The following is a 15,057-nucleotide window of genomic DNA, read 5'->3' on the forward strand; positions in this document are numbered from 1 at the left end:
CGCAGCCGTCGCACCGCAACCGGAGGTCGGGGCGGTCGCCCGGGGCGCTGGTCACCGCTGCTCCCCCGTGGCCGCGCCGGACTCCGGATCGGCCGGGGCGGCAGCCTCGGCCTGCGCACTCAGCGCCGGGGCCGGTCCGGCCGGGACCGGGACACGGTCGCCCGCCGGGTCGCCGCCCGGGCCCTCGGGGCGGACCGGGATACCGCCCGGCCGGGCGGAGGCGACGACGGCCCAGAGGACCCACACCACCGCGACGAGGCCTCGTATCCAGGCGGGACTGAGGGGGATCCAGGGGATCATCAGGACGGCCTTGTCGAAGGCGTCGAGGAGGGTGAGCGCACCCAGGAGCAGGGTCAGGCGGGCCAGCCAGGGCCGGGCGGGGCGCAGGGCGAGGCCGACGCCTGTCCACCACAGGCCCAGGCAGAGCAGCGCCACGGCGGGTACCGGGCCGGCGACCAGCCCCATGGTGGAGCCCGCCACGTCCAGGACCAGGCCGGCGAGGCCGAGCAGGGTGGCCGTGGTGGCCAGTCGGGAGGCTCGCAGACGGCGCCACCACAGGAGGCCGCCGACCAGGAGCAGGACCACCGCCACGGCGAGGGCGATCTGGGTCTCCACCCGCTGGAGGCCCCGGGCGCCGTACCAGTCGCAGCCGGCGGGGAGTTTGCGCGCCTGCACGCTGTAGTCGGCGCAGACGAGGAGCTGGGCCAGCTTCACCGGTTCGCCGGCCAGCCGGGCCGAGCCGCCGGAGACCGCGCCCCGGGTCCCGCCGCACTCCGGGAGCGTGCCCGGGGTGGAGCCGTCCGGGCCCTGCTGCCAGCAGTTGCCGCGGCCCTGGCCGTCCCACCACACGTCCATGCCGTTGGGGCGGGAGGCGCCGGACTTGTCCTTGCCGAGGATGTTGCCGGCATAGCGGTTGTGGTGGGAGGTGTCCGCCTGCTTGGACAGCTTCTCCTCGCCCCGGATGAAGGCGGGCACGGCCGTGAGGAAGAAGCCCGCGCGCTGGTGCCCGTACACCCAGTTGTTCTCGTAGAGGTTCCAGTTGCCGCCGGCGGTGATGATGCCGGTGCCGGGGGGCATGGAGATCTGCGGGCAGACCACGCCCTGCTCGTAGCCGCGCTCGATCGGCGGTTTGGCGCAGGTCCCGTCGGCGACGTAGTGGTAGTAGTCGGCGTTGTTGTCGTGGATCAGGTTGCGCTCGAAGTGGGCGTGGTTCTGCGGGAGTCCGGGGTGACCGGGGAAGGCGCTGTCCATCGAGGCGCCGCCCATGTTCTGGTCGAACTCGTTGTCGTGCACCCACACCGAGTCGCCCGCGGTGCCGGAGTAGCCGACCATGTTGTGATGGCTGTGGCAGCCGGTGATCTCGATGGAGTAGCGGGGGACGTCGTAGCCGCGGCCGTCGTTGATGTTGGAGGCGCTGCCCGGGTAGATGCCGGAGTCGCCGTTCCCGTAGGACTCGCAGTTCTTGTACAGCCCGTGGTCGCTGGCGAAGGTCAGGAAGCCGTACTCGTCGTTCCAGCGGGTCAGGACGTCGTCGATGACGAAGCCGTCGCCCGCCAGTACGTACAGCGAGTTGAAGGTGGTGCGCTGCGCGGTGAAGTTGCGGAAGTAGATGCCGTTGGACTTGTCGGCGCGGATCGCGTTCAGCTTCTGGTACTTGGCGTCGATGACCACGTCCTGCCGGGAGGCTCCGGTGCCCTCGATCTGGAGGTTGGTCTTGCCGAGGATGGCGACGAGGTTCTGGTTGTGGCGGCAGGCCGCTTGCTGCTCGTAGCTCAGGATCTGGTAGCCGAGCGAGGAGTTGGGGGCCTTGAGCGAGGCGCACTCCCCGGTGGGCTTGGGGAGCGAGGGCTCCTCCTCGTAGAGGCCGGGGAGGATCGCGATGTTCATGCCCGGCCGGTCCACGGCGTCGACGGCGGCCTGGAGGTCCCGGTAGCCGTTCTTCTCGCAGCGTTCGTAAAGGGCGAGGTTGCGCTGCTTGAGGTCGTCCGGGTAGGCGGATATCCGGCGCTCGAAGGCGGGCCGGTCCGTCTTGCAGACGATCAGGTCGGGCTCGCCGGCCCGGTACTGGGGTACGGAGCCGGTTCCGTCGGGCAGCTCGACGGGGCGTTCCTCGTGCGCGCTGGCGACGGGCGCGGCGACGAGAAGGGACAGGAAGGCTAGGAGGGCGGCGAGGAGAGCCGCCGGCACGGCAGGAAACCTGCGGGTCCACGACATGCGCGTGAGAGTAGAGGAATGTTCACCTTTTCGGACCCCCTCGCGCGGCAATCGACCCCGGCCTGACCAACTCGATATCCGACGGCCACCGTTCGGAGGGGGACGGGTCGCCCGATACCGGGATGTTCCTCCGGGGGCGAGGAGCTGGGCGGGGAGAGGGCCGCCGCTCCCGGACGACGGGTCGCGGCCTGACCGCGGCGGGGCGCGGGCGGCGACCGGCGGGCCGGGGCCGCGGGCCGCGACCGGCGGGCCGGGGCCAAAAGTCGCCGACAGCTACGGGCAGGCCACGGGCAGGGTCGCCGAAGCCGAGCCGGCAAGGCCAAGCCGACGAGGCCGACCCCAGACAGCAGCCAGCAAGCCGCACCCGGCGGTCAGCAATGGACAGGTCGCAGACAGCGGTCGACGGCCGACGGTCGACGGCCGCCAAGCCGCACTAAGCGACTAACAGGTCGCATCCGGCAGGCCACGGGCAGCCAGCAGCAGGAAGCGATCGGCCGCAGGCCGGGGCCGCAGGCCGGGGCCGCAGGCCGGGGCCGCAGGCCGGGGCCGCAGGCCGGGGCCGCAGGCCGGGGCCGCAGGCCGGGGCCGCAGGCCGGGGCCGCAGGCCGGGGCCGCAGGCCGGGGCCGCAGGCCGGGGCCGCAGGCCGGGGCCGCAGGCCGGGGCCGCAGGCCGGGGCCGCAGGCCGGGGCCGCAGGCCGGGGCCGCAGGCCGGGGCCGCAGGCCCGGTCAGGGCCGGGGCCCGCCTCCACCAGAGCCCCCGGTCCGGCCCGGCCGGAATGATCCCGTTGACGTGTCGGCCCGGGAATCCTACTGTCAGACATAGGATTCCTTCGGTAGATCGGGAGCGGGCAATGAGCGGCGACGGCGGTAGCAGTGGTGGCGGCACGGAACTGGCCGGGAAGACGGCCGAGGGGCTGTCCTACCTCACCGGCTTCGGCAACGAGCACAGCTCGGAGGCCGTGACCGGAGCGCTGCCGATCGGCCGGAATTCGCCGCAGCGCTCCCCTCTCGGCCTGTACGCCGAGCAGCTCAGCGGCAGCGCGTTCACCGAGCCCCGGTCCCACAACCGCCGCTCCTGGCTCTACCGGATCCGCCCCTCGGCCGCGCATCCGCCCTTCACCCGGACCGGCAACGGCGCCCTGCGCACCGGGCCCTTCACCGAGGCCCCGGCGGACCCCAACCGGCTGCGCTGGAACCCGCTGCCCGACCCGGCCCCCGGCACGGACTTCGTGGCCGGCCTGTGGACGCTGGGCGGCAACGGCGACGCCACCCAGCGCACCGGCATGGCCATCCACCTCTACTCCGCCAACTCCCCCATGACCGACCGGGTGTTCAGTGACTCCGACGGGGAGTTGCTGATCGTCCCCGAGCGCGGCGGCCTGCTGCTGCGCACCGAGTTCGGGCTGCTGAGCGCCCGTCCCGGCGAGATGGCCCTGATCCCGCGCGGGGTCCGCTTCCGCGTGGAGCTCCAGGACGAGACCGCCCGCGGCTACGTCTGCGAGAACTACGGCCGCCCCTTCGAGCTGCCCGACCTGGGCCCGATCGGCGCGAACGGGCTGGCCGCCGCGCGTGATTTCCGGGCGCCCGTAGCGGCGTACGAGGACCACGAGCGCCCGACCGAGGTGATCAACAAGTTCTGCGGCAACCTCTGGACCGCGACCTACGACCACTCGCCGCTCGACGTGGTCGCCTGGCACGGCACGCACGTCCCGTACGTCTACGACCTGCACAGCTTCAACGTCCTCGGCTCCATCAGCTACGACCACCCCGACCCGTCGATCTTCACCGTGCTGACCTCGCCCTCCGACACCCCGGGCCTGGCGGGCGTGGACTTCGTGGTCTTCGCCCCGCGCTGGCTGGTCGGCGAGGACACCTTCCGCCCGCCGTACTTCCACCGGAACGTCATGAGCGAGTACATGGGCCTGATCGAGGGGGCCTACGACGCCAAGGCGGAAGGTTTCGTCCCCGGCGGCGGCTCGCTCCACAACATGATGTCCGCGCACGGCCCCGACCGGGAGACCTTCGACCGGGCGAGCGCCGCCGAGCTGAAGCCGCAGAAGATCGACGACGGCCTGGCCTTCATGTTCGAAACCCGCTGGCCGATCACCGCGACCGCCCAGGCCGCCGGGGCGGACCACCTCCAGAGCGGATACGACAATGTCTGGGAGGGTCTCCAGCGCCACTTCCGCGCCTAACATCAGAACCCGCCGGACCCCGCCGGACCCCGTCGTACAGATCCCGTCGTACGGAGAACCACCCGTGACCGCCTTCGCCCCCGACTCGCTGGTACTGAACCGGAAGCTACCGCTCTGGTACCAGGTCTCCCAGTCGCTGCGCGCCTCGATACTCGGGCGCACCGCGGACGCCTCGCTGCGCCTGCCCACCGAGGAGCGGCTCGCCGAGCACTACGGGGTGAGCGTGCTGACCATGCGGCAGGCGCTCAAGGAGCTGGAGACCGAGGGGCTCATCAGCCGCCACCGGCGGCGCGGGACCTTCATCGAGCCGGCGGCGATGCGCGGCGCCCCGGTCCGGCTGCTGGGGTCGGTGGACGCGATCGTGGCGCAGCAGTCAGGCGACCGTACGACGATTCTCGGCCATGCGCGGACGGCGGTGTCCGGGGAGCTGCTGGAGCACTTCCCGGACACGCCCGAGGTGGTCACGTACCGCAGGCTGCGCCACGACAGCGAGAGCGGCGAGCCGACCAACTGGGCGGAGAACGCGGTCCGTCCGGAGCTGGCGGAGGCGATCGACCTCGCGGACCTGGAGCGCTGGCCGATGACGAAGGTGCTGCGCGACATCGCCAAGGTCGAGATCAGCCGGATCACGGACACCGTCGAGGCGCGGCTCGCCGACCCGGTCACGGCCGAGCTGCTCCAGGTGCCCCTGCTGAGCCCGATCCTGCACTACACGGGCGTGACGTACGACAAGGGTGGCCGGGTGGTCGACGTGGCGCGCATCCGCTACCGCGGCGACCGCTTCTCCTTCACCGTGACGGTCGACGCCCACTGACCGACGCCCACTGACCGACGGCCGGACGGCCGACGGCCGAAGCCCACCGACCGGCCGCCGTACGGTCGGCCGGTCGGCCGGTCGGGCTACGGGCTACGGGCTACGGGCTACTTCTCCTCGCCCTCCGTGCCCCGCTCGCCCTCCGCCTGCGAAGGCGTCGTCCGCATCGTCTGGGCGTGGCGCTGCTTCTTCTGCTGCTCGTCCATGTCCTCGTCGAGCCGCTCCCCCTCGGCCTGCGACGGGGTCGAGTACTCGTCGTACTGGCTCATGACCGCCTCCCGGGTCTCCCGGAGTGCCTCGGATTCCCTACACAAGGAGCCTAACTCTCCGGCCTGGGCGCGGCCCGGCCACGGAGCGGCGTCGCTACCATCGGCCGGGTGAGCGCTGACGCACCACTTCCACAGGTCCCGCTGCTGGACGATCTGATGCCCTGGGCCGTGGGTTCCCTGCGCCTGGGCCGGGCCTGGGTGGCGGCCCCCGACCCGGCGACCCTGCGGGCCCGCTGGGCCGCCCTGACGGGCGCCGCCGGGGCCGAGCGGGAGCGGCTGTTCCGCCCGACGCGGGCCCGGACCCCGGGCGCGGGGGCCGCCGCGCTGCCGGGCCAGCGCGCGGGCTCGACCGCCCGTTTCACGGATGTGCCCGGCCCCTGTCCGGAGCCCGTACGGGTCCTGCGCGAGCCCTACGACGAGCAGTGGCTGCTGCCCGACCAGCGGCTCATCGACCTGGCCCGCCCGGAGCTGTGGCGGGTCCTGGACGAGCACCAGCTGTTCGTCATGGAGCCCCCGCAGACCGCCGGGCCGCCCCTGGTCACCGCGCACCTGCCGGCCGGGAGGCTCGGCCGGATCCGGCCGCTGCACCGTCGGCCGGGCGGCGCCGAGCCCAATCTCGCCCCGGGCCTGCTGCCGCTGCTGGGCGAGCGCTACGGCACCTGGGTCACCCCCGAGGACGTGCTCTGCTGGATCCTCGCCGCGGGCCGCCCGGGGCCCCGGGGGTACGAGGTCCCGCTGACCGCCGATCCCGCGTCCTGGCGGGCCGGGCTGGAGCTGGGCCACCGGCTCCTCTCCGTCCAGCTGCGCGGAGCCCGCGGGGGCGAGCCGCCCCGGCTGCCCGGCGGACGCCGGCCCTACGTCCGCTCCGCGCTGCCCGCGTGGCCGCGCGAGCTCTCGTACGATCCGCAGGGCGAGACCCTGGACATCGGCGGCGGGACGCTCTCGCCCGTCCCGGCCGGGGCCTGGGAGTACGAGGTCCAGGGCGTCCGGGTCCTGGAGTCCTGGTTCGCGGCCCGGCTCGCCCACCGGGACCCGGAGGCCGACGGGCTGGAGGCGCTGGGTCCTGCACAGTGGCCGCAGGGCTGGACCTCGGAGCTGCTGGCCCTGGTGACCACCCTGGCGCTGCTGGCCGATCTGGCGCCGGAGCGGGCCGCGTTCGAGGCCGGGCCGTCGCTGACCGCGACCGAGCTCCGCACGGCCGGGGTGCTGCCGGCCCCGGGCTGGGCCCGCCGCCCGGCTTCGGTCCTGGACCACCAGGAGGAGGGGCCGGGCGGCCAGTTCGCGCTGCTCTGAGCCCGGAGCCGGCGCGCCCGTGGCGGCGGCCCTGCGGGGCAAGTCCCCTACCCGCCCTTCCACCATCCCCCAGACTCCGTCCGGGGGGACCCCCAGCCGGGGCTCCGCCCCGGACCCCGCGCCTCAAACGCCGGTGAGGCTGAAGAGGACTACGGCACCGGGGACACCGGCACCTGGACGGTCCGCTGGACGGATACGGCGCCGCCCGCGTCGAGCGCGTCGGCCACGTGGAGCTGGACGTCGGCGGTGAAGCGGCAGCCGATGGCGGCGATGCCGCACACCCGGTAGCGGACCACGACGGCCTTCTCGGTGCCGGCGGGCACCGCGCCCACCGTCTGGGGCACCGGGCCGAGCCGGGTGACCCCGGGGGTGGTGGGCAGGGCATCGGTCAGGGCCACGCCGAAGGCGTCGCCCGGTCCCGTGTTGCGGATCCGGTACTCGACGCTCAGGGTCCGCGAGAGGTAGTTGAACGGGCCGCCCCAGAAGGCCCGGTGGGTCACGGCGAGCGTGGGCTGCAGGACGCCGACCGTACCGAGGAGCTGCAGGGTCCACGCCCCGCCGCCGCCGACGGCGATCCCCGTACTGAGGGTGAACGTGCCCGAACCGGTCGCCTGACGGTAGGAGTTGCCCGCCGTCGTGTCGGCGACGACGGTCCAGGTACCGGAACCGCTGACGTTCGTCCCGTTGTTGAACAGGCTCGGCGCGGCGCAGCTTCCGCTGCTCAGGGCCAGTGTCAGGGTGCCGCGGGCGTTGGTGAGGGTGACCCGGGCGTCGGAACCGCGCAGCGCCGCCTGGGTGGGGCCGACCAAGACCGGCAGGTCGAAGGCCAGTTGGCTCGGGAGCGAGGAGAAGACTCCCGCCGGGACCGACTGGCTGCCGGTGACGCGCCGGGTCTCCGTGAGGGGGCCGCTCGTGCAGTCGGAGCCGGTACTCGTCACGCTCGCGTTGGTGTTGGAGGCGGAGACGCTCAACGGCTGCGGGGCAAGGCCCGCCGCCGTCGCAGGGGCCGCCCCCAGCACCAGACCGGCCAGCAGCGCCATCACCACGACCGCTGCTCGCCGGACGGCGGAACGCGGATTCGGTGCGGTCGAACGTCTCATGGGCAACCCTTCGGACAGAGCGATGGACAGAGCGATGGACAGAGACGCGCCATACCATACGCAGACAAATCCCACATAGTGTGGGATATCCACCAGCCACCTGGTGACAGATCCCGGTCCGAACCGGTAGGGAGGGGTCCATGACTCCCGACACCCGCGACGACACCGGCGCCACCGACCCGCTCCCCCTCGACGGCATCACCGTCGTCTCCGTCGAGCAGGCGATCTCGGCCCCCTTCGCCACCCGCCAGCTCGCCGACCTGGGCGCGCGGGTCATCAAGGTCGAGCGGCCCGACGGCGGTGATTTCGCGCGCGGCTACGACACCGCCGCACACGGCCTCGCCTCGCATTTCGTGTGGGCCAACCGGGGCAAGGAGTCGATCGCGCTCGACCTGAAGGATCCGCGCGGCCGTGAGGTGCTGCACGGGCTGCTGGACGGCGCCGACGTCTTCGTGCAGAACCTCGCCCAGGGCGCCGCCGCCCGGCTCGGGCTCGATTCGGCGGCGCTGTGCGGGCGTTACCCGCGGCTGGTCGCCGTGGACGTCTCGGGATACGGACCCGAGGGCCCGTACGCCCACAAGCGCGCCTACGACATGCTCGTCCAGTGCGAGGCGGGGCTGGTCTCGGTGACCGGCACCCCGGAGCGGCCCGTCAAGGCCGGCATTCCGGCGGCGGACATCGCGGCCGCCATGTACGCCTTCTCGGGGGTGCTCGCGGCCCTGCTGCGGCGCGGGGTGACCGGGCGCGGGGGCCGGGTGGAGGTGTCGATGCTGGACGCGCTCGCCGAGTGGATGGGGCATCCGCTGCACCACACGATGCACGGCGGGCAGCAGCCGGTGCGCACGGGCCTGGCGCACGCCGTGATCGCGCCCTACGACGCCTACCCGACGGCGGACGGGGACCAGGTGCTGCTGTCGGTGCAGAACGACCGGGAGTGGCGGCGGCTGGCGGAACAGGTGCTGGAGCAGCCAGAGTTGGGCGAGGATCCGGGATACGCGACGAACGCGGCGCGGACCGCGAACCGCGAGAAGACCGACGCGGTGGTGGCCGAGGCGCTCGCCCGGCTCGGCGCGGACGAGGCGATCGGCCGGCTGGAGGCGGCGGGCATCGCCTGCGCGCGGCTGAACTCGGTGGCGCAGCTGTCCGCGCACCCCCAGCTGGCGGCCCGGGACCGCTGGCGGGAGGTGGGCTCGCCTGCGGGCCCGCTGCGGGCCCTGCTGCCGCCGATCGGGCTGCCCGGCGGCGCGGCACCGCACATGGGTGCGGTGCCCGCGCTCGGCGAACACACCGAATCCCTGCTGCACGCCCTGGGGATGACGGGCGAACAGATCACGGCATTGCGCCGGGACGGTGTGGTTCGCTGACTGGGCAGGGTCGATCGGACTGCTGATCAGGCCGGGGACGGAGCGGTTTCGCTGCCGGTACGGGAATGCTGATGGTGCGGACGGTTACGAACGGCGGCTGCCGAAGAGCGTGCGACGCAGCCGCCTCAGCGGCGCGAAGAGCGAAACGCGCGCACTGCGGCTCCGCAGCCGGTGCGTGTGGTCGCGCGAGGTGAGCTCGCGCATGAGCAGCGTCGCCTCGGCGGTCTCCCGGTGCGGGACGGCGGGACCGCCCAGCACGGCAAGGTGGCGGTCGAGGCGCGAGCTGGTCGCACCGCTTCCGCACGTGATGGCAGGCACGCGAGGCGGCCTGCTGCGCATTGCTATCTGTTCCATGTCTCTCCCCACCCGTACGAGGGCACCCGGCCCACCGGGCAGGGTAACCCTACCGCCCCTACGTCGCGCGCGGGTATCCCGGTGGTGTGAATTGCCCGTGCGGTGACCGGGAGTTGACGACTACTCAGCGGAGTCGACTGTCACTCTCCGCACAGAGCGTCCGACTCCTGTCGCGGCAGGGGCCACACCGCGCCCACTGCGCTAACTTGGAGTGATCGTCCGGTAACGCATCTGTGGACGCGCGTGAATGAGGCTTTCGGTGACTGAGTCCGCGTCGAACGAGGGCGGGAGCAACGGGGGCGGGAGCGAGGGGGACGGGAGCGACGGAGGCGGGAGCGTCGAGCGCGTCATCGCCGGACGGTACCGCCTGCTGGGCCCGCTCGGGCGCGGCGGGATGGGAATGGTGTGGCGGGCCCGGGACGAGGTGCTGGGCCGCGAGGTCGCCGTCAAGGAGGTGCGCGCGCCCGCCGGAATGGACCCCGCCGAGGTGGGCCGGATGTACCAGCGCCTGGAACGGGAGGCCTGGGCCGCGGCCCGCGTCTCGCACCGCGGGGTCGTCACCGTCTACGACGTGGCCACCGAGGACGGCCGGCCCTGGATCGTGATGGAGATCGTACGGGGCCTCTCGCTCGCGGAGGTGCTTGAGGCGGACGGGCCGCTCACCCCGCAGCGGACCGCGCACATCGGCGAACAGGTGCTGGCGGCGCTGCGCTCGGCGCACGAGGCCGGGGTGCTGCACCGGGACGTGAAGCCGGGCAACGTGCTGATCGCCAACGACGGCCGGGTGGTGCTCGGGGACTTCGGGATCGCGAGCCTGGAGGGATCCAGCGCCATCACCATGACGGGCGAGGTGGTCGGGTCCCCCGAATTCCTGCCGCCGGAGCGGGCGTTGGGGCAGGAGCCGGGTCCCGAGTCGGATCTGTGGGCGCTCGGGGTGATGCTGTACACCGCCGTCGAGGGCGTCTCGCCGTTCCGCAAGGACACCCCGCTGGCCACGCTGCGGGCCGTGGTGGACGAGGAGTTCCCGCCGCCGCGGGCGGCCGGGGCGCTGACGCCCGTACTGGAGGGACTCCTGGTCAAGGATCCCGCCGGGCGGCTGCCCGCTGCGGAGGCGGCCCGGATGCTGCGGATCATCGGCGCGGGAGGGACCGTACGGGCCTCCGGCGGGCCGGTGTCGGGGCCGGCCGCGGGACCGGGGCCCGGGTGGACGGGACCGGACTCCCCGACCTCCGTCGCACCGCACCGGTACGGCCGCCACACCCCGCCGATGCCCGCGCCGATGCCGATGCCCGGCCCGGCTCCCGCGCCGGCGCCCGGGAGCACGGTCCCGCCACCGGCCCGGCAGGGGCGGGCCGGGGCGGTCCTGACCGGAGGGATCGTGCTGATGCTGGTGGCGCTGGCCATGCTGGGCTGGCTGCTGCTGAGGGACCGCGACGACACCGGGGGCGACGGGGGCAACCCGACGGGTGCGCCGACCGCCACGCAGAGCGGTTCACCCTCCCCGAGCCCCTCTCCGAGCCCTTCCCCGAGCCCGACGCCGATCCCCTCCCCCTCCGGGTCCCCCTCGGCCTCCGCCGCGCCGAACTTCACCGTGTCGGCCGTCCAGGCGGTCCGGGACACCTACCGCGGCGCCTGCCCGCCGCCCGCCGCCGGTGCGCCCGCCTTCAGCGCCACCGTCGCGGTGGACCGCACCCCGGCCGTGCTGGAGTACCGCTGGGCCACCCGGAGCGGAGAGACCACCGGTCCCGGCTGGCAGTCGGTCAGCTACCCGGCGGGCGGCCCGGCGAGCCTGCGCCTGGACCACACGGAGCTCACGTACCAGGAGGACACGGCCTACCGGGATGCCGTGCGGCTGGAGATCCGGACCCCGGGGGCGGCCGCCCCGGAGGCGGCCTCCGCCTGGCTGGAGTTCTCGGTGACGTGCGAGGAGGAGACCCCGACCTCCGGGACCTCCTCCCCTGGAACCTCCGGACCGAGCGGCTCCCCGTCACCGAATCCGGGTCCGACCGTCAGCCCGTGACCGTGCGTCCCCCTTCGGGGACGCGCGGCCCGGCCGGCCCTTCAGGCCGGCCCGTAGAGCCGGCCCGTCAGGCCGCGCTGGTGAAGACGGGCAGGTAGCCGCTGGACTGTCCGGCGGCCGTGGGGTGGTACGACTCGCCGATGTTCAGCCAGTTGAGGCTGTGCAGCCACTCGCTGCCGGAGCAGATCTCGTGGCCGGTGAAGGCTCCGGAGACCGAGGCGAAGGTGAAGCCGTGATTCGCGGCGCGTTTGGCGATGGCGGCGTTGAGGTAGTCGGACGCGCCGTTGATGGCCGAACGCTCGCCCTCGGTCAGTCCGGCCACGCAGGTGCCGTTCAGCTTGTAGAACCGGGGATAGCCGAGGACGACCACGTGGGCGCCCGGGGACCGGCTGTGGATGGCGTTGTAGACCTGGTCGAGCTGGCCGGGGAGGGTGGAGTCGACGTAGGCCTTGGCCTGGTTGACCCGGCTGACGCAGGTGGACTCGGACTGGAGCACACAGGTCGTCATGACGTCGGAGAATCCGGCGTCGTTGCCGCCGATGGTGATGCTGACCAGGTCGGTGCCGGAGTTCAGCGGTCCGAGCTGGTTGTTCATCACGTCCCCGGTGCGGGCGCCCGAGCAGGCGGCGAAGGAGAAGGTCTGCGGGGAGTGGGCGGCGGCCCAGAGCGCGGGGTAGGCGCGGGTGGTGCGCTTGCAGTCGCCGCTCGAACTGTCGTAGTTGCCGGCGCCGACGCCGGAGGAGTACGAGTCGCCGAGGGCGACGTAGCCGAAGTCGGCGGCGGCGGAGGCCTGGCCCGCCCCGAACAGGGCGGCGCCCGCGGCGAGTAAGAGGGCGGAAGTCAAGGCGGCGAAGCGCGGCATTTTCATGCTCATGTATGCGGCTCCTTGTGGGGGGTTACTCCTGAGTCCGTGGTACAAGGAACCGAGGGCCTTCTGGAAGTGTTCATGCCAAGAATATTCGGGGCAGACATACGGTCCGAATCTTCACCCGCATGGCGTTTGAAGAGGGAACTCCGCCACTCGATCCGGCGAAACACGGGTGCACGGGGGCAGTTCGTGCCGGATCATGGGCGCCATGCCAGCCAACCCGCAAGACGCGCTGCCGATCCGGCTCAACGTCGACGACAGCGACTCCCCGTCGGACGTCGTCGACGCGCTGTTCCTCGGCCGCTTCGCGTCCGGCGAGCAACCCTTCTCGCACAGCGTGTCGATCGAGCGGGTGAAGGTGGGCGCGACCCTGCTGCCGCCCAAGGCCACCGTGTTGCGCTCGGCGCGCGACACCGACCGCAGCGCCACGCTCGCCGAGGGCGAGGGGTGGACCATGCTCGTCTCCCGCTGGAGCCGGGGCGCGGACGTCACGGTGACCGCGGTCAGCGACGAACTCGCCGCCGGGGTGCTCGAAGAGGCCACGGCGGGTGCGCAGGACGAGCCCGAACCGCAGCCCGAGAACGTCACGATGGGGTTCTGGTACGTCTCCCCGCGCCGCGGCCCCTACCGCACGACCCGGCAGATCGCGGCCGGCACCTGGCCGGAGGTGCGGGCCAACTACACCGCCCCCGTGGCCTCGGCGATGGACCGGCTGATGAAGGTCACCCCGGACGACATCGCGGGCCGGCTGCTCCTGCTGCACGGCCCGCCGGGCACGGGCAAGACCTCGGCCCTGCGCACGCTCGCGCGGTCCTGGCGCGACTGGTGCCAGGTGGACTGCGTACTGGACCCCGAGCGGCTGTTCAACGACGTCGGCTACCTGATGGACATCGCGATCGGCGAGGACGAGGGCACGGCGAAGGGCCGCTGGCGGCTGCTGCTCCTGGAGGACTGCGACGAGCTGATCCGCGGCGAGGCCCGGCACACCGCCGGGCAGGCACTGTCGCGGCTGCTCAACCTGACGGACGGTCTGCTCGGCCAGGGCCGCAACGTACTGGTGGGCGTGACCACCAACGAGGACCTGGAGCGCCTCCACCCGGCGGTGGTCCGGCCGGGCCGCTGCCTGGCCCGGATCGAGGTCGGGCGCCTGACGCACCGCGAGGCGGTGGACTGGCTCGGCACCGACGAGGGCATCTCCCGCGAGGGCGCGACGCTGGCCGAGCTCTACGCGCTGCGCCGCGGCACGACGGGCCCCTCGGCCCTGCTGCCGGCCCAGGGCCACGACTCCGAGGCCGGGCTGTACCTGTAGCCCGGGCCGCGGGGGCGGTCCCCGGGGGCCACCGGCGCGGGGCGCGCGCGGGTCCGGGGCGCACGGCGACGACAATGGGGCCGCGGACGATGGCCCCGTCGACCGGCAGCCACCCTTTCCGGGGGACCCACGAACAGGAGAACGCACCGTGCTCGAACCGGCGCAGGACAACCCCTTCCCCGACAGCCACGTCCTCGGCGAGGGCCCGGAGCCGCACCCGCAGCTCCAGCCGGTACTGGGCCTCATCGGACGCTGGCACGGCCGGGGCAGCGGCGAGTACCCGACCCTGGAGCACGGCTTCCGGTACGAGCAGGAGATCACCTTCAGCCACGACGGCCGGCCCTTCCTCTGCTACGAGTCCCGCGCGTGGCTGATCGACGCCTCCGGGACGGCCCTGCGCCCCGCGGGCCGGGAGACCGGCTGGTGGCGGATCCTGCCGGACGCCTCGATCGAGGTCACGCTCGCGCACCCGACGGGCATCGTGGAGACGTACGTCGGCCGGGTGAACGGCACGGAGATCGAGATGGCCACCGACACCGTGGGACTGACTCCCCGGGCCAAGGAAGTGACCGGCATGAAGCGCCGGTACACGCTCCAGGACGGCGAGCTGACGATCGTGCAGGAGATGGCCGCGGTGGGACAGCCCATGCAGCACCACCTCCAGGCGCAGCTGCGGCCGCGCAAGGACTGACCGGAATCAGGACCGGAATCAGGACCGGGGTCCGGACCCGGGCTTCAGGACCCGGGGCTCAGGACCAGGCTTCAGGACCGGGCTTCAGGACCCGTACCGCGCGCGCAGCGCGTCCAGTGCCGCCGCCGTCGCCTCTTCGAAGGTCAGCCCCAGCCGCCGCGCCCGCTCCGCATAGGCCTGCGCGGCGGTGGCCGCCTCCCGGGCGGCCCCGTCACCCGCCGCCGCGACGAAGGTGCCGTTGCGGCCGCGCGTCTCGATGACCCCGTCCGACTCCAGCGCCCGGTAGGCCTTGGCGACCGTGTTCGCCGCCAGTCCCAGTTCCTCCGCGAGGCCGCGTACCGTCGGCAGCTTGAACCCGGCCGGCAGCCGGCCCGCCCGCGCCCCCTCCGCGATCTGGGCGCGCAGCTGCTCGTACGGGGCGGCCGCGCCGGCGGCGCCGTCGATGCGGATCTTCAGGTGCGGGGAAGTCGAGGTCACAGGGCCGATTGTCCCCCATCGGCCCGGCCCTGGGGGGTGTCTTGCCGGTCAGGCCGGGCTCGCGGCCCCGAAATTCGCGGGCGCGCGC

At 73.4% G+C, this 15,057-nt stretch carries 13 protein-coding genes; 7 read left to right on the forward strand and 6 right to left on the reverse strand.

What is annotated here, in order from left to right:
- Positions 1 to 51 precede the first annotated feature (51 nt).
- Positions 52 to 2,214: a right-handed parallel beta-helix repeat-containing protein gene (locus OHU74_RS07370; protein ID WP_371615146.1), complete on the reverse strand. Its 2,163-nt coding sequence runs from the start codon at positions 2,212 to 2,214 to the stop codon at positions 52 to 54.
- Between the two features lie 852 nt (positions 2,215 to 3,066).
- On the opposite strand from OHU74_RS07370, the gene hmgA reads away from it, so the two are divergent.
- A complete protein-coding gene (gene hmgA / locus OHU74_RS07375; protein ID WP_371615147.1) occupies positions 3,067 to 4,410 on the forward strand; it encodes a homogentisate 1,2-dioxygenase in 1,344 nt (447 codons plus the stop codon).
- A 64-nt stretch (positions 4,411 to 4,474) separates the two neighbouring features.
- The gene (locus tag OHU74_RS07380) at positions 4,475 to 5,224 is read left to right on the forward strand and encodes a GntR family transcriptional regulator (protein WP_330295617.1); all 750 of its coding nucleotides are present in this window, start codon (positions 4,475 to 4,477) and stop codon (positions 5,222 to 5,224) included.
- Between the two features lie 107 nt (positions 5,225 to 5,331).
- On the opposite strand, the gene OHU74_RS07385 is transcribed toward OHU74_RS07380, so the two are convergent.
- A complete protein-coding gene (locus OHU74_RS07385; RefSeq protein WP_330295618.1) occupies positions 5,332 to 5,493 on the reverse strand; it encodes a hypothetical protein in 162 nt (53 codons plus the stop codon).
- Positions 5,494 to 5,649: 156 nt separating this feature from the next.
- On the opposite strand from OHU74_RS07385, the gene OHU74_RS07390 reads away from it, so the two are divergent.
- Positions 5,650 to 6,786, forward strand: a complete 1,137-nt coding sequence (locus tag OHU74_RS07390) for a type ISP restriction/modification enzyme (RefSeq protein WP_371619598.1) — start codon at positions 5,650 to 5,652, stop codon at positions 6,784 to 6,786.
- Positions 6,787 to 6,935: 149 nt separating this feature from the next.
- On the opposite strand, the gene OHU74_RS07395 is transcribed toward OHU74_RS07390, so the two are convergent.
- Positions 6,936 to 7,886, reverse strand: a complete 951-nt coding sequence (locus tag OHU74_RS07395; protein ID WP_371615148.1) for a hypothetical protein — start codon at positions 7,884 to 7,886, stop codon at positions 6,936 to 6,938.
- Between the two features lie 140 nt (positions 7,887 to 8,026).
- Here OHU74_RS07395 and OHU74_RS07400 point away from each other — a divergent pair, with 140 nt between their 5' ends.
- Complete coding sequence (locus OHU74_RS07400) at positions 8,027 to 9,250, forward strand: CaiB/BaiF CoA transferase family protein (RefSeq protein ID WP_371615149.1); 1,224 nt, start codon at positions 8,027 to 8,029, stop codon at positions 9,248 to 9,250.
- 84 nt (positions 9,251 to 9,334) lie between these two features.
- On the opposite strand, the gene OHU74_RS07405 is transcribed toward OHU74_RS07400, so the two are convergent.
- A complete protein-coding gene (locus tag OHU74_RS07405; protein ID WP_030720225.1) occupies positions 9,335 to 9,604 on the reverse strand; it encodes a hypothetical protein in 270 nt (89 codons plus the stop codon).
- Between the two features lie 259 nt (positions 9,605 to 9,863).
- Between OHU74_RS07405 and OHU74_RS07410 the strand changes: the two genes are divergently transcribed.
- Positions 9,864 to 11,624 carry a serine/threonine-protein kinase gene (locus OHU74_RS07410; RefSeq protein WP_371615150.1) on the forward strand — a complete coding sequence of 587 codons (1,761 nt, stop codon included), beginning with the start codon at positions 9,864 to 9,866 and terminating at the stop codon, positions 11,622 to 11,624.
- Positions 11,625 to 11,691: 67 nt separating this feature from the next.
- On the opposite strand, the gene OHU74_RS07415 is transcribed toward OHU74_RS07410, so the two are convergent.
- Positions 11,692 to 12,492, reverse strand: coding sequence for an SGNH/GDSL hydrolase family protein (locus tag OHU74_RS07415; RefSeq protein ID WP_371619599.1), 801 nt, complete (start codon positions 12,490 to 12,492; stop codon positions 11,692 to 11,694).
- 208 nt (positions 12,493 to 12,700) lie between these two features.
- Here OHU74_RS07415 and OHU74_RS07420 point away from each other — a divergent pair, with 208 nt between their 5' ends.
- Together OHU74_RS07420 and OHU74_RS07425 are read left to right on the forward strand one after the other, a co-directional pair.
- On the forward strand, positions 12,701 to 13,801 hold the full coding sequence (locus OHU74_RS07420; RefSeq protein WP_371615151.1) for a DUF5925 domain-containing protein: 1,101 nt from the start codon (positions 12,701 to 12,703) through the stop codon (positions 13,799 to 13,801).
- Positions 13,802 to 13,949: 148 nt separating this feature from the next.
- Positions 13,950 to 14,492: an FABP family protein gene (locus OHU74_RS07425; protein WP_371615152.1), complete on the forward strand. Its 543-nt coding sequence runs from the start codon at positions 13,950 to 13,952 to the stop codon at positions 14,490 to 14,492.
- A gap of 84 nt (positions 14,493 to 14,576) precedes the next feature.
- Here the strand turns inward: OHU74_RS07425 and OHU74_RS07430 are convergent, their stop codons facing one another.
- Positions 14,577 to 14,969: a GntR family transcriptional regulator gene (locus tag OHU74_RS07430; RefSeq protein ID WP_371615153.1), complete on the reverse strand. Its 393-nt coding sequence runs from the start codon at positions 14,967 to 14,969 to the stop codon at positions 14,577 to 14,579.
- Positions 14,970 to 15,057 lie beyond the last annotated feature (88 nt).

Source organism: Streptomyces sp. NBC_00454 (assembly GCF_041434015.1).
Lineage (GTDB): Bacteria > Actinomycetota > Actinomycetes > Streptomycetales > Streptomycetaceae > Streptomyces.